A 20314-nucleotide genomic window follows, 5' to 3' on the forward strand; every position below is an offset into this window, starting at 1 on the left:
CTCGTTTTTCACCGCTGATAACTGAACGGCGGCGTCACCGGCTGGCAGGGCGCGAGCGGTCGGCGGCGGTGTCGGGGCTGGCGAAGCGGTCGACCGGGCACGCACCGGCCGGGTTCAGCGGAGTCGGCCCAGGCACGCCCGGCAGAAGACGACGGCCGGCGCGTCGGCGTTGGCAGTCCCGCAGGCCTCGCAGACGACCGTCCCGGCCTCGTCGCGGTCGGTCCCCGCGGCGTGCCCGCCCGCTCGCACGCTCCCGCCGGCCCCGCGTGTCCCGGACCGCTCGCTCGCGTCGTCGGGACTCGCGGCTGCCGGCCGCTCGGGCGTGAAGTAGCGGAACAGGACGAGCTCGAAGCCGAGTACGACCACGAGCGCGACGGCGGCGAACGCCCAGCCCTCCATGCGCGGAGCTTCCGGCGGCTGTCTCTTGAGCGTTTGGCTACTGGTATCGGATCTGATAACGGTACGGCCTACCGGAGTTGCGCCAGGCACTCGCGGCAGTAGGTGTAGGTCTGTTCGTCGGCGTTCTCGGTCCCGCACTGGTGACAGCGGACGCCCTCGGCCCCCTCCTCGGCCGCCTCGTGCGAGCGGCCGTCGCGCTCCCCGACCGACCGCCCCCGTTCCCCCGACTGGGGCGGCGACGCCTCGTTGGACTCCAGCGAGACGTCCCCGAGCGACCGGTCCTCCGAGAAGTACCGGACCAGCAGCAGCTGGAAGAGGGTGAACCCGGCCAGGTAGACGAGGATCCAGCCCCACTGTTCCATACCGTGTGGTACGTTGCCACGACACTTGGGTGTTTGGTCGGGAGGCGAAAGCGGCTCCCGACGACGGCGTGTTCGCCGTCCCGCTCCCGCTCCCGGACAGCGGCGCCGGGTGCGGATCGACCGTATCGGCGGTCGAGACGCGGAAGTCGGCGCTGTGACCGCCACGCTTTTGCCGGCCAGACGTGTCGCCACGAACGAACGATGTCCCCGTCAACCCCTCCCTCCGACCGATCGGCCGACCCGTCGTCCGACCGCACCCGCCGCGGGTCGCGGGATCGCTCACGTCGCGGGTTCCTCCACGCGGGCGCCGGCCTCGTCGGCGCCGTCGGCCTCGCCGGCTGCGTGATCGCCGCCGAACCCTACACCGAGACCGCCGAGCGCTCGTTCGACCCCGGCGACGCCGAGGCACTGGCCGTCCGGACCGACTCGGGCGACGTGACGCTGTCGACCGGCGACGGCGACGCCGTCACGGGCACCGTCCGCAAGGAGTCCCGCTCCGGCGAGGGGGCCCTCGACGAGGTGACCGTCGAGGGACGCGTCGCGGACGGCCGGCTCGTCGTCGCCACCGAGCGGTCGAACCCGAACGCGAACGTCACGGTGAGCCTCGACCTGTCGGTCCCCGAGGGACTCGCGGTCGCCGAGGCCCGGACCAGCAACGGCGACGTCGACGCCGACGGCGTCGCGGGCGACGGGACCTACCGCTCGGAGAACGGCGACGTGACCGTGACGGGCGTCGACGGCTTCGTGACCGTCCGGTCGACGAACGGCGACGTCGACGCCAGCGACGTGGACGGCCTCGACGGCGCCGCCACCACCAACGGCGACGTGCGCGTCGACGTGCCCGCCCTGCGCGGGGACGCGACCTGCCGGTCGACCAACGGCGACGTGACCGCCGCGGTCGCCGACGACCTCTCGGCGACCGTCACCCTGGCGACGAGCAACGGCGACGCGGCGACCGAGAGCGTCTCGCTGCGCGTCGACTCGTCGGGCGACCGCCGGATCGAAGGACGGCTCGGCGACGGCGACCCCGAACACGCGCTCGAACTCCGCTCGACCAACGGCGACGTGACGCTCACCGGGCTCTGAGCCCGCCGCGCAGCCGAGAGGCGTCGGCCGCTACGGGTCGCCCGGGGGCTGGCGGTCCCGGCCGAACTCGTCGAACACGTCGAGGTTCTCCGGGAGGTCGTAGTCGAGTTTCCGTTCCTCGCGGCGGTCGACGTTGGCGTCCGCCAGGTCGTCGGCGACCGGCTCCCAGCCGTCCTTGACGGCGATGCTCTTGGCGGGGGTACCGGCGGCGATATGATGGGCGGGCACGTCCTTGCCGGCGATGGACTTGGCGGCGAGCACGGAGTTCTCGCCCATGCGGACGCCCGCGCGGACCATCGAGTCGTAGGTGATCCGGGCGTCGTCCTCGATGATGGTGTGGTAGTTGTCGACGGCGGTCTGGTCATTGATGTCGTGGTCGTGGCTGTAGACGTGGGCGTCGTCGGAGATGGAGACGCGGTCGCCGATGGTCAACATGCCGCGGTCGTCGAGGTGCACGTCGTCGTGGACGACGACGTTGTCGCCGACGGAGATGTTGTGGCCGTAGGTAAAGGTGATCCCCTTGAAAAAGCGGCAGTCGTCGCCCACGTCGGCGAACAGGTGGTCGGCGAGCATCCGCCTGAACCGCAGCGCGAACTCGACGTTGTCGGCCATCGGCGTGGCGTCGAACTGCCGCCAGAGCCACTGGAGGTACTTCGTGCGCTCGAACTCCCCCTCGTCCATCGCCTCGACCTCTGCGTAGTATTCGCTCTCGAGGGTGACGTTGCAGGGGTCGTAGCCCTGGAGGCGGACGCGCTCGGCGGGCGAGACCTCGCCGCCGGACTGCCAGCGCTCGTAGGCCTCCCGGTCGCCGAACAGGTCGACGAGCACGTCCTCGACCACGTCGCAGGTGTCCTCCTCGCCCGACAGCCGGTCGTCGACCTCCTCGATGAACGCGTGGATGCCCTCCTCGCCGCCGGGCGGCAGCGAGACGTGGCGCTTTGTCATACCCCGTCGAACGGCCGCGCCGACAATAGGGGTTTCCGTCCCGGTCCGAAACCCGGTTACGGCGACGTAACCCCCAGCTCGTCCGACGTGGCTTTAAGTCACCGACGGTCGATCCGCCGCCATGTCATCGCCGGACGGTCGCGAACGCGGCGGGCTCGGCGGGCTCCGCGCGCTCCTCTACAACGACCGCGAGCGGCGGCCGCGCGCGCCCTGGCGGCTCGGGCTCGCGCTGGTCGTCCTCCTCCTCGGCGGGATCGGCGGCGTCCTCGTCGCCTCGGGGCTGGTCGCGCTCGCGCCGAGCGCCGCCGGGTCGACGCTGACCGCGCTCGTCACCGTCGCCGCCCGGACCCTCCAGGTCGCCGGGTTCGTCGTCGGCACCCTCGCGGCCGCCTGGCTCGTCGACCGCCGCGACCTCTCGGACCTCGGCCTCGACCGCTCGCCGGCGTGGTGGGCCGACCTCGCGTTCGGCCTCGCGCTCGGCGTCGCGCTCCCGGGGTTCGTGTTCGCGGTCGAGCTCGCCGCGGGCCTGTTGCGCGTGACCGGCACCGTCGTCACCAGAGCCGACCCCTCGCTGGCCGTCGGTCCGGGTGTCGCCCCCGCGCTCGCGCTGGCGCTCACGCTCGCGTACTTCGTCGGCGTCGGCGTCTTCGAGGAGCTGCTCTTCCGCGGGTACCTGCTGACCAACATCGCCGAGGGGCTCGCCGGCTGGCGGGGGATCGGCCTCGGGGGCGCGTTCGCCGGCGCGACCGCCGTCTCCAGCCTCGCGTTCGGCGTCGGCCACGGATTGAACCCGAACGTCACCGCCCTGGCGCTCGTCAACATCGCGCTGTTCGGCGGCCTCTTCGCCGCCAGCTACCTCCTGACCGGCCGGATCGCCGCCGCCGTCGGCCTCCATATCACCTGGAACTTCTCGATCGCCTCCGTGTTCGGCTTCCCCGTCAGCGGCTTCACGACGCCGGTGAGCGTCCTCGCGGTCGAGGTGTCCGGCCCCGCGGTCCTCACGGGCGGCTCGTTCGGCCCGGAGGGCGGCCTCGTCGCGCTGGGCGCGCTCGTCGTCGGGTTCGTCGCGCTCGCCGGCTGGGTCCGGTGGCGCGAGGGGGAACTGCAGTGGTGCGAGTCGGTCGCGCGGCCGCGACTCCGGCACGCTCCGGCCGACGGCGACGCACTCTCGGTCGACGCGAGCGGCGCCGACGACCCGGGGACCGAGTAGCCGGCGACGCACTCTCGGTCGACGCGAGCGTCCCATAACGAAAAGGCGCGTTTCACCCTCCAAAACCGCGATACGGTCTCCCCTCGCTACCACGGGGTATGACGGACCAGTCGAACGCGAGCGACGGCGAGCGCACCGCCGGACCGGCACCGCCGGGAGCGGTGTCCAGACGGCGAGTGCTGGCGTCGGTGACGACTGCAGTTGGTGCAGGCGCGTTCACCGGGTGTGCGTCCGCGATACCCGCCGACCGCACCGACGCCACCGACGACACGGACGGGGCAGTCCGGGAGGAGGCCTGGGTCGAGACGGGCGTCGACACGGACGGCGACGGGGTCACCGACCGGCTCCACGTCAGAGTGTCCCGCCCCGAGGGGGCGGCCGACGGCGAGCGACCGCCCGTGATCGCGATCGCCAGTCCCTATCACGGCGAACAGACTCACGGGGACGCGACCGCCGAGATGTACTACGACCGGTCGATCGCGCCCGCTCCGGACGACGCGGCCGCCGGGAGCGACTCGACCGGTGCGGCGGCCGCGGGCGAACCGGCGACGCTCGGCGACCCGTCGGGCAGCGCCCTGGCGGGGCACGCCTCCTCGCCGGTCGGCAGCCCGTCGGCGCTCCGGCGGACCGAGCGGCGGTACCTCCCGAAGGGGTACGCGGTCGCGCGGGTCTCCTCGCTCGGGACCGCCCGCTCGACCGGCTGTTACACCGCCGCCGGGCCGCCGACGGTCGCCGCGCTCGAATCGGTCGTCGACTGGTTCAACGGCCGCGCGACGGCCTACGACGCGCCCGAGGGCGGCGCGGAGGTCACCGCCGACTGGACGAACGGCCGGACGGGGATGATCGGCGGGTCGGCGCTGGGCGAACTCGCCAACGGGACGGCGACGACCGGCGTCGACGGGCTGGAGACCATCGTCCCCCAGTCCGCCAACGTCGGCCAGTACGGCCTCTTCCGCTCGAACGGGACGCCGGTATCGGTCGTCCCCGACGGCAGCGAGGGGTTCACCGACATCGGCACGTGGATCCAGGCCAGCAACGCCAGGCGCGACGACTGCGGCCACTGGACCGAGCGCGTCGAGGAGCGCCAGGACCTGGCGACGGGCGACTACAACGACTTCTGGCACGAGCGGACCTTCCTGGCCGACGCGGACGCGGTCGACTGTTCGGTCCTGATCGCCCACGCCGTCGACGACCCCATCGTCAAGCCGAACAACGCCGCCGACTGGTACGAGACGCTCGCGGCCCGCGACGTGCCGCTGAAGCTCTGGCTCTACGAGGGGGGCCACAGGGGCCCGACGGGCGAGGCGTGGGAGCGGACGCTCGACCGCTGGTGGGCCCGCTGGCTGAAAGACGAGGAGACGGGCGTGATGGACGAGGCCCCCGTCACCGTCGTCCACGGCGGCCGGTCGGCGGCCGAGGGGTCGATGGAGACCTACGCGGAGTGGCCGGTCCCGTCCGCCGAGCCCGCGACCGTCCGGTTCGGGTCCGGCGGTGCGACGACTGGGGCCGTGACGACCGGGGACCCGGGCTCCGGGACCGAGTCGCTCGTCGACGACCCGTCGACGCCGGCGGCGGACCTGGTCGCCGCCGACGAGTCGCCCCACCGCCTGCGCTACGAGACGCCCCCGCTCGCGGAGCCGGTCCACGTCAGCGGGCGGGTCGTCCCGTCGCTGTCGCTGTCGCTCGACGAGCCGACGGTCGTCAGCGTCGCGCTGGTGGAGTACGACGGCCGGTTCTCGGCCGATATCGTGACCCGCGGCTGGGCGGACCCGCTGAACAGGCCGGCCTACCGCGACTACGACACGCCGCTCGCCTACCGGCAGTCGCTCCGGGAGTCCGCCCCGCTGCCCGACGACGGGCGGGTCCGGGTCGAGTTCCCGCTCCAGGCCACCGACCACGTCTTCGACGCCGACTCGCGGATCGGGGTCGTCGTCTACGCGAGCGACAGCGAGTTCACGCTCCACCCACCCGGGAACCGGAGGGTCGAGCTGTCGCTGGCCGAGAGCGGCGTCGACCTGCCCGTCGCCGGCGGGGCGTCGGCGCTCGCCGGCGCGTTCGCCGACGAGGCGACCGCCACCGCGACCGACACGCCAGCCGGGACGACGGCGGCGACCGGGTCCGAGACGGACTCCTCGGCCGGGACCGCGGACCCACCGGCCGGGACGGCCGGGGGACCCGGGTCGACCGTGGTGAGCGACGGCGACGCGGCGGCGGACGGGACCACCAGCGGCGACGGGCCGGGATTCGGTGTCGGCGGTGCGCTGGCCGCGATCGGCGGGCTCGGCGGGCTCCTCCGGCGAGGTCCGGCCGACGAGGACTGAGCGGGCGTGGTACCGTCCACCACGCCACGGCAACGCTCAAACCCGGGCCGCGGGAACGGGGTGGCAACGATGGCCGACGGAACGGCGGCGGTCGAAGCCGCCCTCGACGAGGCGTTCCCGGGTCGAGCGGTCGCGGAGCGGTCGGGGACGGGACCGTCCTGGAACGACGCGAACCGGACCGTCCGCGTGGAGTTCGCCGACGGCGACGCGGCCTTCCTGAAGGTCGCGGTCGACGGCGATGGCTCGCGGATCGCCACCGAGCGGGCGGTGATCCCGTACGTGGCGACACACTGCGACGTGGCGGTCCCGACGATACTCGCGGCGGGGACCGCGGCCTCGACGCCCTACCTCGCCACGGCGCCGATGGACGGTGCGAACTTCCACCGGCCCTGGGCCGACTGGTCGACCGACGAGCGCGCGGCGGAGATCGAGCGTGTCGGCGCCGCGCTCGCCGAGATCCACGCCCTGGAGTTCGACCGCCACGGGCGGGTCGTCGGCGGCGACGCCGGGGGACTCACCGTCGAGACCGACTCGTGGACGGGGACGCTGGTCGCCGTGATCGAGCGGGAGCGACGGCTGGCCTCGACCGACCGGTACGACCACTACTTCGACGAGGTGGTCGAGGCGGTCCGGGCGAACGCCGCGGTGCTCGACCGCGCGCCGGCCGCCCTCGTCCACGGCGACGCCGCCATGCCGAACGTCTTCCGCACGGAGAGCGCGGTCGGGTTCATCGACTGGGAGCTCACCCACGTCGGCGACCCCGCCCGGGAGCTCCACCGGGTCGAGGACCGGCTGGCCGACGCGGGCGACGCCGCCGGCGAACGCCTCGTCGCGGCGTTCCGCGACGGCTACCGGCGGCGGGCCGGCGCCCTCCCGGACGGCCACGCGGAGCGCGCGCCGGTGTACGACGCGGTCCGGCTGCTCGGGACGGCGGGGTTCTTTGACAGACACGTCGAGCACGTCGACCGGACGCCGGCCGAGGCGGCCGAGCGACTCGAAGCCGAACTGGACGACTGTCTCGACGCGCTCCGGTGACGGCCGGCGAATCGCCGAACGGGAGGCCGCGCTCGGCCGCCGCGAACGGGCGATCCGTCCGCTGTCGTCGACTTTCCCCGATCCGATCCAATTCTTTACTCGAACCCGACTCAGAGGGTGCTTATAAGCCCGTGTGTCCACACTGCTGGTAATGACACACCTCTACGAGATCCAGCGGGAGATCCTCGAGTTCCTGGACGAGCGGGCCAGGGCGGACACGACCGCGATCCGGCGGCAGCTCGCGTACACCGCCGACGTGACGGTCACCTACGACGCGCTGGAGCCGCACCTCGACCAGCTCGAGGAGTACGGTCACGTCGACACCGTGGGCGCGGACGAGCCCGGCGCGACCTACTACCGGCGGGCCGACTCGGCGGCCGTCCAGCCTCAGACCGCCAGCGACTGACCGGACCAGGTCCGGACGACCCGACCGTCGCGGTCCCCGTGGACAGTTCTCGGCCATCGGCGCGCAACCGCGGCGGCTAAGTGCGACGACGCCCAATCCGCGGGCATGAACCAGCGCGAACTCGGCGATTCGGGCGTCGAAGTCAGCGAGGTCGGTTTCGGCGCGTGGGTCGTCGGCACCGACTGGTGGGGCGACCGCACGCGCGAGCAGGCGGTCGAGATGCTCCACCACGCGGTCGACCGCGGCATCACCTACTTCGACACCGGCGACGTGTACGGCCACGGCGACAGCGAGGGGCTGGTCGGCGAGGCGCTCGGCGAGTACCGCGACGAGGTCACGATCTCCACGAAGGTCGGCTACGACTTCTACAACAACCCCCAGGCCGGCCACGGCGAGCTCCCCAAGCGGATCGACCCCGAGTGGGTCGAGACCGCTCTGGACCGCTCGCTCGACCGGCTCGACATGGAGTACGTCGACCACCTGATGCTCCACAACGCCAACGTCGACGAGGTCGACGCGGACGTGCTGGAGACGCTCGATTCGCTCGAGGAGTCCGGCCGCGTCGACTCGGTCGGCTGGGCGCTGGGCCCCTCGATCGGCTGGCTCGCCGAGGCCGAGAAGGCCGTCGAGGAGGGCTTCGACGCGGTGCAACTGGTGTTCAACGTCTTCGAGCAGACGCCGGGTCGGCACACCATCGAGACCATCCGCGAGCTCGACGCCGAGACGAGCGTCATCCCGCGGGTGCCCCACTCCTCGGGCCTGCTGAACGAGCAGGTCACCCCCGACACGGAACTCGGCGAGGGCGACCACCGCGCCCATCGGCCCGACGAGTGGTACGAGACGGGCTGGGAGAAGGTCGACGCGCTGCGGTTCCTCGAAGATCCGGACCACGCCGAGGGCACCCGGACGATGGGCCAGGCGTCGATCCGCTGGTTGCTCGGCCACGACGAGGTGGCGTCGGTCACGCCGACGTTCCGCACGACCGACGACATCGACGAGTGGGCCGGCGCCGCCGACGTGCCGCCACTCTCGGAGGCGGAGATGGAGCGCGTCGAGGAGCTGTATCAGGAGAACTTCGGCATCGACCGCGACGACGGCATGGACGCGCTGCGCTCGTCGGTCGGCGGCGCCGACCTCGAGGGCGTCGACAAGCAGGCCGCCGGGGACTGACGCGCGATCGCGCCCGGCGCCCGAACCTCCCTTTCGACACCAGATCGACGAACCCCCTCGTTTCACCTCAAACCGCCGCTATCGCTCGATTTCCGACGAACCCCCTCGTTTCGACTCGAACCCCGCCCACGTCTTGCGATTACCCGGCACGAATTTCACTTTCACTCCGCTCCGTCAGACGCCCGTCACACGGTCGCAGTCCCCCGGTTTTCGATCGCGAGGGTGTGTGAGTTAGTTCCACGCGAAACGGAGGTGTATGCGGACGGCAGCGAGAGCGGGGTCGTCACTCCAGCCGGTCGAAGGTCTTCTCGGCCCACTCGACGGCGTAGTCGGCGCCGTACTCGCGGTAGGCGTCGGTGTCGAGCGCGCCGAACGGCGTGGGGGGTTCCGTTCCGTGTTTGACGGCGGCGCAGGCGAGTTCGGCGGCGTCGCCGAAGCCCGTCTCGCCGCGGGCGAGTTCCGTCGAGAGGTCGTCGAGCCGGGGTTCGAGCCGCTCGCCGGCGTCGACCCAGGCGTCGAACAGGTCGGGGTGGTCGTCGGCCCAGCCGGCGAAGGTCTCGCGGGTGTGCAGGCCGAGGTAGGCGTCGTAGACGGCGGCGGCCAGCTGGTAGGTGCCCGTCGGGTCGAGTCGGTCCTCGGCGGCCGCGGCGAGATCGCGGTATCGCTCGCCGAAGAACCCGAGGAAGTGCTCCGGGCGGTCGAGGCCGACCTGGACGAGCGCCTCGGCGACGAGGAAGTCGACGAAGGCGTCGGGCGACCCCTCCAGGCGGGGCTTGACGAGGACGACCGGCGGCTCGGTCTGGCGGGTCCAGGCGACGCCGCCGTCCCCGGGCGCGCCGACGGTTAGTTCGTCGCTCGCGTAGCGGCGGAGCAGTTCGGGCGCGTCCGCCGGGAGCCACGCCTCGGGGTACGAGCGGGGGTCGAAGGCGTCGGTGACCAGCGCCAGGTCCTCGGCCTGGGCGGCCGGCAGCGTCTCGAAGTCCCGCGCGCAGTCGAGGACGACGGCGCCGGGCGCGTGCTCGTCGCGGACGGCCGCCAGCTCGGGCTGGAGGTCACGTTCGCTGAACATCAGCGACGCCCTCCCGAGAAGAGGGCCTCCGGCGGGCGACATCCGTCGGCGACCGGCGCGAGGCTCGGCGAGGTGGTCATGTCCGTCGGCAGGGGCCGTCCGGGGTAAACCCCATCGGTTCCCGATCGGCCGGTCGGCCGAGTCGACCGCCGGGACCGCGCTCCCCGGGTCGGGGCGCGAACATTTAAGACAGATGACGGGGCCAAGCGGGGGTGTATGGTCGACGACGTTTCGCGGCGGGGCGTCCTGCTGGCAGGGGGCGCCGCGCTGTCGGGGGGTATCACGACGAAGCTGGGGACCCGTTCGGCGGCCGCCCGGGGGAACCAGGACGAGGCACCGCCGGTGCGGTGGAACAGAGCGATCGGCGGGCAGGGGGTTCCGGTGGCCGAGACGGTGTCCGTTTCGGACGGACGCATCCGAGTCGATGGCTACACTGGGAAAGACTACGAGGCCGTCGACCCCTGGTCAGTCACGGTCGATTCGAATCACGGCGGGACCCACTCAACCTGGACACGGGCCGTCGACGGACAGTTTCTGACGGTCGATACAGTCGCTGGAACCGACGGGGGTCGCTTTTTCGCCGGCGAACGCACGGAGAACCCCGGCGAGGACGACGCGACGGCTCGGCCGGCGCTCATGCACACGGACGCGGACGGGGAAGTGGTCTGGGAACGGCCGTACGACCCGCCGTACGATTCGTTCCTCCCGACCGGCGTGGCTCCGGACGACGGCGGCGGCGCGGTACTGGCCGGGTACGGTTCGGCGATCGAGAACCCGAACACGTGGATCAAAGGTATCGAACCGGACGGCGAACCGGACTGGCAGGAACGCCTCGACCAGTACTCGTACACGCTCGTAACCGGATTCGAACGGACCGAGGACAGTGGGTACATCGCGTCGGGGACGGCCTACGACCGCAGCTACGACGAGTCCGCGGGGTCACAGGAGGGGTACATCGTAAAACTCGACGACGGCGGCGACCACGAGTGGGCACAAACCTACGGCGAGCAACTCGACGACGAGACCGTCGACCAGCAGTGGTTGCTCGCGGCGACCGAAGTCGACGACGGGTACCTCTTCGTCGGCTACGTCACCGTGGCGTCCGACGAACAGGGATACCGCGGCTGGGCCCTGGCGACCGACGCCGACGGCCAGAAACGACACAGTTCGGTGTTCCGGCCCGGCGACACCGACGGGTACGTGGTCGAAGCCGTCGAGCGCGACGGCGAGTACGTACTCGTCGGCAACAGCTATCCTGGTTCCGGGACCGATACGACGAAACCGTGGATCCGGGGCTGTGACACCTCGCTCTCGGAGAACTGGGAACTGACCGACGTCGTCGAGGGCTACGCGGAAGTCAGCGATGCAGTTGCGACGACCGACGGCGGCGTCGTCCTCGTCGGTAACCGCTACACCGCCGAGTCCGTCGGAGACGTGTTCGCGATCAAAGCCGGTGGCGACCCGGCGGAGACGCCGACGGCCACCCCCACGCCGACCGCGACCCCGACGCCGACTCCCACGGCCACGCCGACGCCGACTCCCACGGCCACGCCGACGCCGACTCCCACGGCCACGCCGACTCCCACGGCCACGGAGTCTCCGACGCCGACCGCCACACCGTCGCCGACGCCGACCCCCTGGCCGACACAGACGCCGACGGACACGCCGACTGACGCGCCGCCGACGGACACGCCGACTGACGCGCCGCCGACGGACACGCCCGCCCCGGACACCACCCCGGCGTCGGCCGAAACGGCCGAACCGGCGCCGGCCGAGCGGTCGACGACCGCCTCCGAGGACGGCCCCGGCTTCGGCGTCGGCGCGACGCTGGCGGCGCTGGGCGGGAGCGCGCTACTGGCCCGGCTGCGAGGTGGGTCGACCGACGGGGAGTGACCCGCCGCGACGGGCCCGCCGGACGCCGCTTACGACAGGAAGACGACGACGAGCGCGAGCGCGAGCAGTGCGGCGATGCCGATCGTCCCGAGCGTGAACTTCGTCGCGTAGCTCATGGGCGGCGATTCCGCGGCCACCGACCTAAAGCCCCCGTTTGTCCGCCGGGCCGACCCCGCTCGGACCGGCCGGTATCGCCGCCGAATGGGGGCCATTTATGACCGGGCCGCCGCGACTGACGACTGTATGACAGATGGTCTGTCGAGACGACGGGTGCTGACCGGTGCCGGACTGGTGGCCGCCGGCGTCGCACTCGGGGGGACAGCCGGGGCGTCGCCGCGCGACGGTGCGGGCGGCGCCGACGAGTTGCCGCTGCGCTGGAACCGGACGTACTCCGACGCCACGTACAACGCCGCGACCTCGGTGGTCGAGGACGGCGACCGGTACGTCGTGCTGGGCCAGTCGGGGGCGCAGGCGTCGGGGATCCCGGGGTGGCTGTTCGGCACGGACGCGACGAGCGGGGAGGGGGAGTGGATGGCGACGGTCGAGAGCGAGGACCACGACCCGCCGCGGTTCCAGACGCACATCCCGGCCGTCGACGGCGACGGCTACGCGCTGGTCGGCTTCCACGTCCAGTCCGGCACGGGTTCGCTCGTCCGGACGGGTCCAGACGGGGAGATACAGTGGTGGGAGACCTACGAGGTGGACACCGACGGCGAGTCGAGCGGGCGCCTGCTCGCGCGCGACGCGATCGCCACCGGCGACGGCTACCTGGTCGCCGGTGCGAGCGTCCGGAACCGCTCGGCGAGCGGGCTCGTCCTCAGGGTCGGGGCCGACGGCGAGGAGCGGTCGCGGACGCGGCTGTTGACCGACGAGCAGTCCGAGATCCTGCGCGTCGTGCCCGACGGCGACGGGTACGTGGGTGTGGCGGTCGTCCAGTCGTCGGGCGACGGGGCGTCGGTCCGGTCGGTCCTGTTCCGCGCCGACGCCGACGACGAGATCCAGTGGCGCGAGGCGTTCACCGCGCCGACCGACGGCGACCCCCTCGCGCAGAACCAGCTGGTCGACCTCGCGGCCGACGGCGACGGCTACGTCGCGGCCGGCTACGCGGCGAACAGTACCTTCGAGACGGCCGACGGCTGGGTGCTCTCGGTCGACGGGAGCGGCGAGGGGCAGGCGACCCGTCGACTGTCGCCCAGCCCGCTGACGCTGTTCACCGCCGTGGCGACGACCGACGACGGGGTCGTCGTCGCGGGCCAGGGCACCGAGTCCGCGACCAGCCAGGCGGCAGTCGGTGTGGTCGGCGAACTCGACGGGGAACTGGACGGGAACTGGAGCCGGACGGTCTCGGTCGGAGCGATCAACAACGTCCGCGACCTGATCGCGACGGGCGACGGCGGCGTCGCCTTCGCGGGGGTCACGCAGTACCAGTCCCGGAGCGCCGACCCCCGGAGCGAGGCGTGGCTCGTCAAACTCGGCGGCGAGGACGCCCCGCGGGTCACGGCGACGGGGCCCGAGACCGACACCCCGTCGTCGACCGCGACGGCCTCGCCGACGGCGACGCCCACGCCGACGGCGACGCCCACGCCGACGCCCACGCCGACCGCGACCCCGTCGCCGACACCCACAGCGATGCCCTCGCCCACACCGACCGCGACGCCCGAACCCACGGACGACGGGGCGTCGTCGGGGACGGACCCGACGGGGACAACCTCGGGCGACGGACCCGGCTTCGGCGTCGGTGCGGCCCTGGCGGCGCTGAGCGGGACGGCGCTGTACGAACGCTACCGCGACGACTGATCAGTCGTCGGCGCCGGCGCCGACGCCGGAGGCGCGGGCCACGTCGCGCCACTTGCCTGACCGGAAGCGGCCGGTGTTGACCGCCGCCTTCACGTAGAAGTCCGCGACGATGGCCGCGAAGACTGCGGTGTATCCCATGCTCGCCCCGAGCGGGACCGACACCCCGAGGACGGTGACGGCGAACCCCGCGGGTAGCGCCAGCGACGCGACCGGGAGCCGGACGACGTAGGTGCCGAGTACCGTGCCGTAGAGCGGCCAGCGGGTGTCGCCGGCGCCGCGGAGGCTGCCGCGCATCGTCCGCGAGACGGAGAACCCGGCGACGGCGAGGCCGAACACCCGGATGAACTGCACCGTCAGGTCGACCTCGTTCGTGCCGAAGGCGACGGCGACCGGCCGGGCCGCAGCGACGAGGACCGCGGCGACGAGCAGCTGGGTGGCCAGCGCGATCCGCAGCGTCTGCCAGCCGTACTCGGCGGCGTTCTCGTCGTCGCCCGAGCCGACGTACTGGCCGACGAGCGTCGACGCCGCCGTCGAGTAGCCCCACGCGGGCATCAACGCCAGCAACATTACGCGGCGCCCGATGGCGTAGGCGGCGACCGCGCCGACGCCGAGCTGGCCGAGGATGAACAGGAAGGGGAACCGGCCGAACGTCTGCAGCAGGCGCATCCCCGACAGCGGGACGCCGACGCGGAGGATCTCCTTGCCGAGCCCGAGGTCGAGCTGTCGGCCGCCGAGCGGGAGCGCGACGGCGTAGTCGCCCGAGACCAGCAGCGCGAGGAAGACCGCGGCCGCGAGCGCGTTGGCGACGGCCGTCCCGATGGCGGCGCCGGCGATGCCCAGTTCCGGCGCCGGCCCGAGGCCGAAGATGAGCGCGGCGTTGAGGACGACGTTGGTCGGCAGCGTCGTCAGCCGGACGTACATCGGCGTCCGCGTGTCGGCGCTGCCGGCCAGCGCCCGCGAGGCGACCATCGACCAGAACCGCGGCGCCATCGACAGCATCACGATCGACAGGTACGTCGCCCCGTAGTCGATGGCCGCGGCGTCGTCCGTCAGCAGCCCGACCAGCGGCTCGGCGTAGACCCACGCGACGGCCGTCAGCGGCAGCGATATCGCCAGCGCCAGCCACAGCGACTGCTTGACCGCCAGGTCCGCCCGGTCGGGCCGATCGGCGCCCTGGAGCCGCGAGACGACGCTGATCGTCCCCGAGGAGACCGCCAGCGAGAGGCCGAAGCCGATGAAGTAGTACTGGAAGCCCAGTTCGAGGCCCGCGATGGCGGCGTCGCCCAGCGCGATCCCGACCATCAGGAAGTCGGCGACGCGCAACAGCACCCGCAGCGCGCCGGTGACCATCACCGGCAGCGCCAGGTCGAACGCCTCGCCGGACTTCTCGCGGTCCGCGATCCCGAACCTGTCCAGGAGCGCCGGAAAGACGAAGAGGGCGTCCCGGACCCGCTGGCGGACGGCCATGTGCCCGTTCGCAGGGACCGACTGCCCCTCTAGCTTTGGGTTCCGGAACCGCCGGGCCGTCCGCCGGTTCGCGCCGGACGACGGCTCACTTCGCGCCGCCCCGGTCGAAGACGACCTCGCCGCCGACCACCGTCGTCCGCACGTCGATGTCGGCGACCTCGCCGGGGTCGACGGCCCACGGCGACCGGTCGAGGACGACCAGATCGGCAAGTTTGCCCTCCTCGACGGTGCCGAGGCGGTCCTCGTCGAAACCCGCGTGGGCGGCGCCGCTCGTGTACGCTCGCAACGCTTCGGTGACCGAGAGCCGCTGGCGGTCGTCGGGCGCCGTGACGGCCTGTTCGACGCCGAACAGCGGGTCCAGCGGCATGCAGTCGCTCCCGAACGCCAGGGCCGCGCCCGCGTCGAGGAGGTCGCCGAACCGGTTCGACGTCAGCCGCCGTTCGTCGCCGAGGCGGTCGGCGTAGAGGCCGTCCTCGCGGGCCCACTTCAGGAAGTTCGGCTGCATCGACGCGACGACGTCGCTCGCGGCGAGTCGGTCGACCAGGTCGTCGGTCAGCACCTCGGCGTGTTCGATCCGGTGGCGGGCGCCGTCGGCGGATTCGAGGGCGTCCAGCGTCTCGCGGACCGCCTCGTCGCCGATGGCGTGGACGGCCACCTGCAGGTCCGCCGCCGCCGCGCGGGCGACGATATCGCGGAGCTCCGCCGGGTCGACGACCCACTGGCCGCGGTTCTCCTCGGCGGTTTCTCCGGAGTCGCCGTCCGCGCGCTCACTGTCGGCGTACGGCTCGGAGAGCTTCGCAGTGCGGCCGCCGATGGAGCCGTCGGTGTAGGTCTTGATCGCCCCCGTCCGGACGCGGTCGCTGCCGTGGTTGGTCCGGAGGCCGAGTTCCTCGACCGCGTCGAGGTGGTCGCTCCAGTAGTTGAGCCGTACCCGGATCGGGAGTTCGCCCACCCGGTCGAGTTCGCGGTAGACTGCCGGCGCCTCCGAGCGTCGCACCATGTCGTGGACGCCGGCGACGCCGAGTTCCGTGGCCCGTTCGGTGGCGGCGTGAACCGCTCGCCGCATCGCGAGCCGGTCGGGTTCGATAGCGGCCCAGAGTTCGTCGAGGGCGTCCTCGACGACGACCCCCGTCGGTTCGCCCGCCCGGGTCTGCACGTCGGAGTCGGGCATCCCGTCGCGCAGGCGGTCGAGCGCCCTCGTGTCGAGCGACGCGAGGTGCATGTCCTCGCGGACGGCGGCGACCGGCCGGTCGGTGTCCACCCCGTCCAGATCCGCGGCGGTGAGATATCGGTCGTCGTCCCACACGCTCTCGTCGTAGCCGAAGCCCAGCACCCACTCCCGGTCCGGACCGTCCGCGGCGTCGAGTTCGCCGGCGCGGGCCGCGAGCAGGTCGACCGCCTCCTCGGGCGAGTCGGCCGCCGAGAGGTCGGCGTTGACCAGCCGCCGCCCGACCATCGGCAGGTGGGTGTGGGCGTCGACGAAGCCGGGGAGAACGACCCGTCCCCCGCAGTCCCGAACCGTCGTCTCGACGCCCGCGAGGTGGTCCACGTCGAAGGCCGACCCGACCGCGACGATCCGGCCGTCCCGGACCGCGAGGGCCTCGGCGGTCTCGTCGGGGTCGGTCAGCGTGTGTATCTCCGCGTTCGTGAGCACCAGGTCCGCGGCCGCTGTCATGGTCAGAACTGCGGCGGTGTCGTTGGTAAGCGTTCGGGCGGTCGGGTGTGTCGAGTGTCGAAATGGAACTGGCTCCGTGAGTCTCCCTCGACTGCGACCGCGAACAGCGTGAAAGCCCCGACGCGTTCGACTCGGGGGGCTCGCTGTGCTCCTCGACCGCCGAAGACTCGCTTCGCTCGTCTTCGGGGCCTGTGGTGCTTTCGTCGCCCGCCGTCGTCGAACGCGTCGCCCCTTTCATTCCCACCCGCACAGACTTGGTCGTCGGTCTATGCGGGTGGGAATGAAAGGGGCGGATTGCTCCGGGAAGCACGGCGCCGCAAGCACCGTAGCGAGCGGAGCGAGCGAGGCGCGCAGCAAGCCGCGCGACCGGAGCAATCGGGGGCTTTCACGCTGCTTGCGATCGCTTCAATCGTGCCGGACATCCCGGCGGTGACAGGCGCCCGATGTACACCGATATCCCGAACACCCGCTCACGAGACGCGCATCGAGCCGTACAGTGCGAGGGCAGTTACGACGCCGACGACGAGCAGGTAGGCGGCACCCTCACCGGCAGTCGACAGCGCGATCTCGGTCGAGAAACCGGCGTCGACAGCGAGTTCGACGGGCGCGTGGCCGGGGAGGAGGCGGGCATACTCGGGCGGGTCCGCCAGCGGGTTCTGGACGAGGAAGATATCGAGCATCGTGCCGAACAGCGCGAGGTAGACGCCGGCCAGCCGGTCGACGACGAGCCCGGCGAGCACGCCGAGCAGGCCGTAGACGAGGGCGGCCAGCAGGGTCGCGCCGGCGAGGACGAGCGGCCGTTCGGGGACGAAGACGGTCGCGGCCGTCCCCACGGAGACGCCGGCGACGACGGTCCCGACGACGGCCAGCAGGCCGAACCGGGCGAGCAGAACCGATGCCGGGTTCGCGCCCGCGACGACGAGGCGGGCGTCGGCGTCGCGGGCCGTCTGCATCAGGAACACCCCGGCCAGCGCGCCGACGAGCGCGCCGACGAGCGGGACCATGAACACCGCGTAGACGCTCGCCAGCTCGACGGTCTGGGTCCCGCTCCCCGGCACGTCCAGCGGTGCGGTCGTCGCGGGCACCAGCCGGGTGAACGCGCCGATCAGGTAGGCGGGGAGGAAGACGAACAGGGCCAGCAGGACCGGCGTGCGGGCGTACTCGCGGACGCCGCTCGCGAAGGCGGCCAGCGCGGTCGAGCGCCGGCTCCCGGAAGCGGCCGACGACCCGGGGGCGCCGTCGACGCTCACGCGCCCTCACCCCTGTTCGCGACGCGGACGTAGGCGCCGAGGACGAGCGCGAACAGGACCGCGAGGTACGCCAGCCCCGCCAGCACGTCGTCGGTCGGGACCGACCCCTCCAGCACGGCCGACCGGAAGAGGGCGTGGGGGTAGTGCAGCGGGAGGAGGTTCACGACGGGGGAGTCCACGTCGACGATCCCGCTGGCGAGGAAGTCGTCGAAGTCCGCGACGAACACGAGTACGAGCGACCCCTCCAGTTCGCGCGGGAGGACGGTCCCGACGAGCACGCCGATGAGGCCGTAGGTCAGCGCCGCGAGCGCCAGCGCCCCGAAGGCGGCCGCGGGCGCGGCCACGTCGACGCGCCACCACAGCGCGCCGAACGTGACGGCCGCCGAGCCGACGCTCACCGCGAGGACGGTCCCCAGCCGGGAGACGAAGATCTCGGCGCGGGAGAAGCCACAGACCGCGAGGCGGCCGTCGGCCTGCACGGCGCTGACGACCTGGAAGAGACCGATCAGGCCCGCGAGGAAGGCGGCGGCGAAGACGGCGCCGTTGACCCGGCCGAGCGTCGCCGGGACCGTCGTCATGTAGGGGAACTCCGGGAACGAGGCCATCGCGCGGCCGTACCCCTCGACGACCAGCGGCGGGAGCGCGACCAGCAGGACGACGTGGACGGGTTCCCGGAGGAACTCCCGGACGTGCGCGAGCAGGCCGGTCGCGAGCCGGTCGCGGCGGGTGCGACCGGCAGTGGAGTCGCCGGCCGCCCGGTCGCCGGCGGCGTTCGCGCCCCCGCCCATCTACGCCACCTCCGTCGGGTCGGCGACCGACCCCTCGCCGCTTCCGTCGCGGTCAGCCGCGGCGCGACCGCTCCCGCCGGCTTCGGGGTCGGTCTCGACGAGGTCGCCGTCCCGGAGTTCGTAGATCCGGTCGAAGCGCTCGCGTTCGCTGACGAAGTGGGAGATGATCGCGATGGCGGTCCCGCCGTCGGTCAGCTCCTCGGTGAGCTCCCAGAACGCGAGGTAGGTCTCCCAGTCGAAGCCGGTGTACGGTTCGTCGAGCAGGAGCACGTCGGGGTCGTGCAGCAGCGCGACCGCGAGGTTGACCTTCTGGCGGTTGCCGCCGCTGAGGTTCCGGACCTGGTAGTCGAGGAACTGTTCGAAGTCGAGGCGGTCGGCGAGCCGTTCGCGAGCGTCGGCGACGGCCGCCTCGGAGAGCCCGTACGCGGCGCCGAACAGGTCGAACGTCTCCGCGACGGTCAGCCGGTCGTACAAAAGCGACTCCTGGGGACACCAGCCGACACGGCCGGAGCGGTCGACCGACCCCGCGTCCGCGTCGAGCGCGCCGACGAGGATCTGCATCAGCGTCGACTTCCCCGACCCGTTGGCGCCGACGATCCCGACGATCTCGCCCGCCCGGATCTCCACGTCGACGCCGTCTAACACCTCCACACCGCGACCCCACGGGAGCCGCGAGTCGTAGGACTTCTCGATGCCGCTGCCCCGGAGGACCACTCCGTCGCCGTCACCGGGCTCGACGGTACCACCGTCTGCTGCTATCGGAATATTCGGCATATACAAAATATTCTGCATAGAACGATTTAAGCGTTGGGGGTCCCGAGGTGGAGACACGCCGCCGGCGGCCGGCCGCGGAACGCGGGCCGCCGGGGACACACCGACACATGAGCGACACAGACTCCGAGGACCCGGTCGAGTCGGCGCGCGCGGCGGTCATCGACGCCGTCGAGCGCAGCGCGGAGGTCTACGGCGCCAAGCGCAGCTACGGGCGGCTGTTCGGCATCCTGCTGTTCGAGCCCGAGCCGGTCTCGCTGGACGAGCTCGTCGCGGAGAGCGGCTACGCCAAGTCGACGGTCAGCACCGCGATGAACACCCTGGAGCGGTTCCACCTCGTCCACCGGCGGTCGCTGCCCGGCGAGGGCAAGAAGGCCTTCTTCGAGGCCGAGACGGACCTGTGGTACGTCTTCCAGCAGTTCCTGAGCCAGGAAGTCACCCGCGAGATCCGGATCATGACCCGCGCGCTCGACGAGGCCGAGGCGGCACTCGAGGACGCCGAGGGCGAGCGCGCCCAGTACCACCTCGAACAGGTCCGCGAACTCCAGCGGGTCTACGACCGCAGCGAGCGGCTCGTCTCGCTGCTCACGAGCCAGCCGCTGGACCGCCTCGTCGAGGCGCTCGGGCGGCTCACCGGCGGCGACCGCGACCGCTGAGGACTGAACGGTAC

At 72.3% G+C, this 20314-nt stretch carries 18 protein-coding genes; 9 read left to right on the top strand and 9 right to left on the bottom strand.

Translation table 11 applies throughout. From position 1 onward, the window contains the following. Window positions 1–114: 114 nt before the first annotated feature. Both ACMGFG_RS09995 and ACMGFG_RS10000 read right to left on the bottom strand, forming a co-directional pair. On the bottom strand, window positions 115–399 hold the full coding sequence (locus ACMGFG_RS09995; protein ID WP_436930194.1) for a DUF7577 domain-containing protein: 285 nt from the start codon (window positions 397–399) through the stop codon (window positions 115–117). A 68-nt stretch (window positions 400–467) separates the two neighbouring features. After that, window positions 468–761, bottom strand: a complete 294-nt coding sequence (locus ACMGFG_RS10000; RefSeq protein WP_436930195.1) for a DUF7577 domain-containing protein — start codon at window positions 759–761, stop codon at window positions 468–470. A 201-nt stretch (window positions 762–962) separates the two neighbouring features. On the opposite strand from ACMGFG_RS10000, the gene ACMGFG_RS10005 reads away from it, so the two are divergent. Further along, window positions 963–1847 (top strand): DUF4097 family beta strand repeat-containing protein, encoded by an 885-nt coding sequence (locus ACMGFG_RS10005; protein ID WP_436930196.1) that lies wholly within the window; start codon window positions 963–965, stop codon window positions 1845–1847. A gap of 30 nt (window positions 1848–1877) precedes the next feature. Here the strand turns inward: ACMGFG_RS10005 and ACMGFG_RS10010 are convergent, their stop codons facing one another. After that, a complete protein-coding gene (locus ACMGFG_RS10010; RefSeq protein WP_436930197.1) occupies window positions 1878–2792 on the bottom strand; it encodes an acyltransferase in 915 nt (304 codons plus the stop codon). Between the two features lie 121 nt (window positions 2793–2913). On the opposite strand from ACMGFG_RS10010, the gene ACMGFG_RS10015 reads away from it, so the two are divergent. The 5 genes from ACMGFG_RS10015 to ACMGFG_RS10035 all read left to right on the top strand — a co-directional run bounded on the left by ACMGFG_RS10015 (window position 2914) and on the right by ACMGFG_RS10035 (window position 8934). After that, window positions 2914–4002, top strand: coding sequence for a CPBP family intramembrane glutamic endopeptidase (locus ACMGFG_RS10015; protein WP_436930198.1), 1089 nt, complete (start codon window positions 2914–2916; stop codon window positions 4000–4002). A 98-nt stretch (window positions 4003–4100) separates the two neighbouring features. Further along, window positions 4101–6323, top strand: coding sequence for a CocE/NonD family hydrolase (locus ACMGFG_RS10020; RefSeq protein ID WP_436930199.1), 2223 nt, complete (start codon window positions 4101–4103; stop codon window positions 6321–6323). A 69-nt stretch (window positions 6324–6392) separates the two neighbouring features. Then, entirely contained in the window at window positions 6393–7358 is a 966-nt protein-coding gene (locus ACMGFG_RS10025) for a phosphotransferase family protein (RefSeq protein WP_436930200.1), read from the top strand. A 151-nt stretch (window positions 7359–7509) separates the two neighbouring features. Continuing rightward, entirely contained in the window at window positions 7510–7764 is a 255-nt protein-coding gene (locus ACMGFG_RS10030) for a hypothetical protein (RefSeq protein ID WP_436930201.1), read from the top strand. A gap of 105 nt (window positions 7765–7869) precedes the next feature. Beyond that, a complete protein-coding gene (locus tag ACMGFG_RS10035; RefSeq protein WP_436930202.1) occupies window positions 7870–8934 on the top strand; it encodes an aldo/keto reductase in 1065 nt (354 codons plus the stop codon). A gap of 283 nt (window positions 8935–9217) precedes the next feature. Here ACMGFG_RS10035 and ACMGFG_RS10040 read toward each other — a convergent pair whose 3' ends face one another. Continuing rightward, window positions 9218–10003, bottom strand: coding sequence for a DUF7089 family protein (locus ACMGFG_RS10040; RefSeq protein ID WP_436930203.1), 786 nt, complete (start codon window positions 10001–10003; stop codon window positions 9218–9220). Between the two features lie 216 nt (window positions 10004–10219). Here ACMGFG_RS10040 and ACMGFG_RS10045 point away from each other — a divergent pair, with 216 nt between their 5' ends. Together ACMGFG_RS10045 and ACMGFG_RS10050 are read left to right on the top strand one after the other, a co-directional pair. Further along, window positions 10220–11896: a PGF-CTERM sorting domain-containing protein gene (locus ACMGFG_RS10045; RefSeq protein WP_436930204.1), complete on the top strand. Its 1677-nt coding sequence runs from the start codon at window positions 10220–10222 to the stop codon at window positions 11894–11896. A gap of 243 nt (window positions 11897–12139) precedes the next feature. After that, window positions 12140–13693 carry a hypothetical protein gene (locus ACMGFG_RS10050; protein WP_436930205.1) on the top strand — a complete coding sequence of 518 codons (1554 nt, stop codon included), beginning with the start codon at window positions 12140–12142 and terminating at the stop codon, window positions 13691–13693. Here the strand turns inward: ACMGFG_RS10050 and ACMGFG_RS10055 are convergent, their stop codons facing one another. The 5 genes from ACMGFG_RS10055 to ACMGFG_RS10075 form a co-directional block, all read right to left on the bottom strand. Next, on the bottom strand, window positions 13694–15160 hold the full coding sequence (locus ACMGFG_RS10055; protein ID WP_436930206.1) for an MATE family efflux transporter: 1467 nt from the start codon (window positions 15158–15160) through the stop codon (window positions 13694–13696). Window positions 15161–15245: 85 nt separating this feature from the next. After that, window positions 15246–16835 (bottom strand): amidohydrolase, encoded by a 1590-nt coding sequence (locus tag ACMGFG_RS10060; protein ID WP_436930207.1) that lies wholly within the window; start codon window positions 16833–16835, stop codon window positions 15246–15248. A 470-nt stretch (window positions 16836–17305) separates the two neighbouring features. Further along, entirely contained in the window at window positions 17306–18085 is a 780-nt protein-coding gene (locus tag ACMGFG_RS10065) for an ABC transporter permease (protein ID WP_436930208.1), read from the bottom strand. Next, the gene (locus tag ACMGFG_RS10070; RefSeq protein ID WP_436930209.1) at window positions 18082–18873 is read right to left on the bottom strand and encodes an ABC transporter permease; all 792 of its coding nucleotides are present in this window, start codon (window positions 18871–18873) and stop codon (window positions 18082–18084) included. The genes ACMGFG_RS10065 and ACMGFG_RS10070 overlap by 4 nt, the downstream gene beginning before the upstream one ends. Further along, on the bottom strand, window positions 18874–19647 hold the full coding sequence (locus tag ACMGFG_RS10075) for an ABC transporter ATP-binding protein (protein WP_436930210.1): 774 nt from the start codon (window positions 19645–19647) through the stop codon (window positions 18874–18876). A 107-nt stretch (window positions 19648–19754) separates the two neighbouring features. Here ACMGFG_RS10075 and ACMGFG_RS10080 point away from each other — a divergent pair, with 107 nt between their 5' ends. Next, a complete protein-coding gene (locus ACMGFG_RS10080; RefSeq protein ID WP_436930211.1) occupies window positions 19755–20300 on the top strand; it encodes a GbsR/MarR family transcriptional regulator in 546 nt (181 codons plus the stop codon). The last annotated feature ends 14 nt before the right edge of the window (window positions 20301–20314 follow it).

It is taken from the genome of Halosimplex halobium, from assembly GCF_051414055.1.
Lineage (GTDB): Archaea > Halobacteriota > Halobacteria > Halobacteriales > Haloarculaceae > Halosimplex > Halosimplex halobium.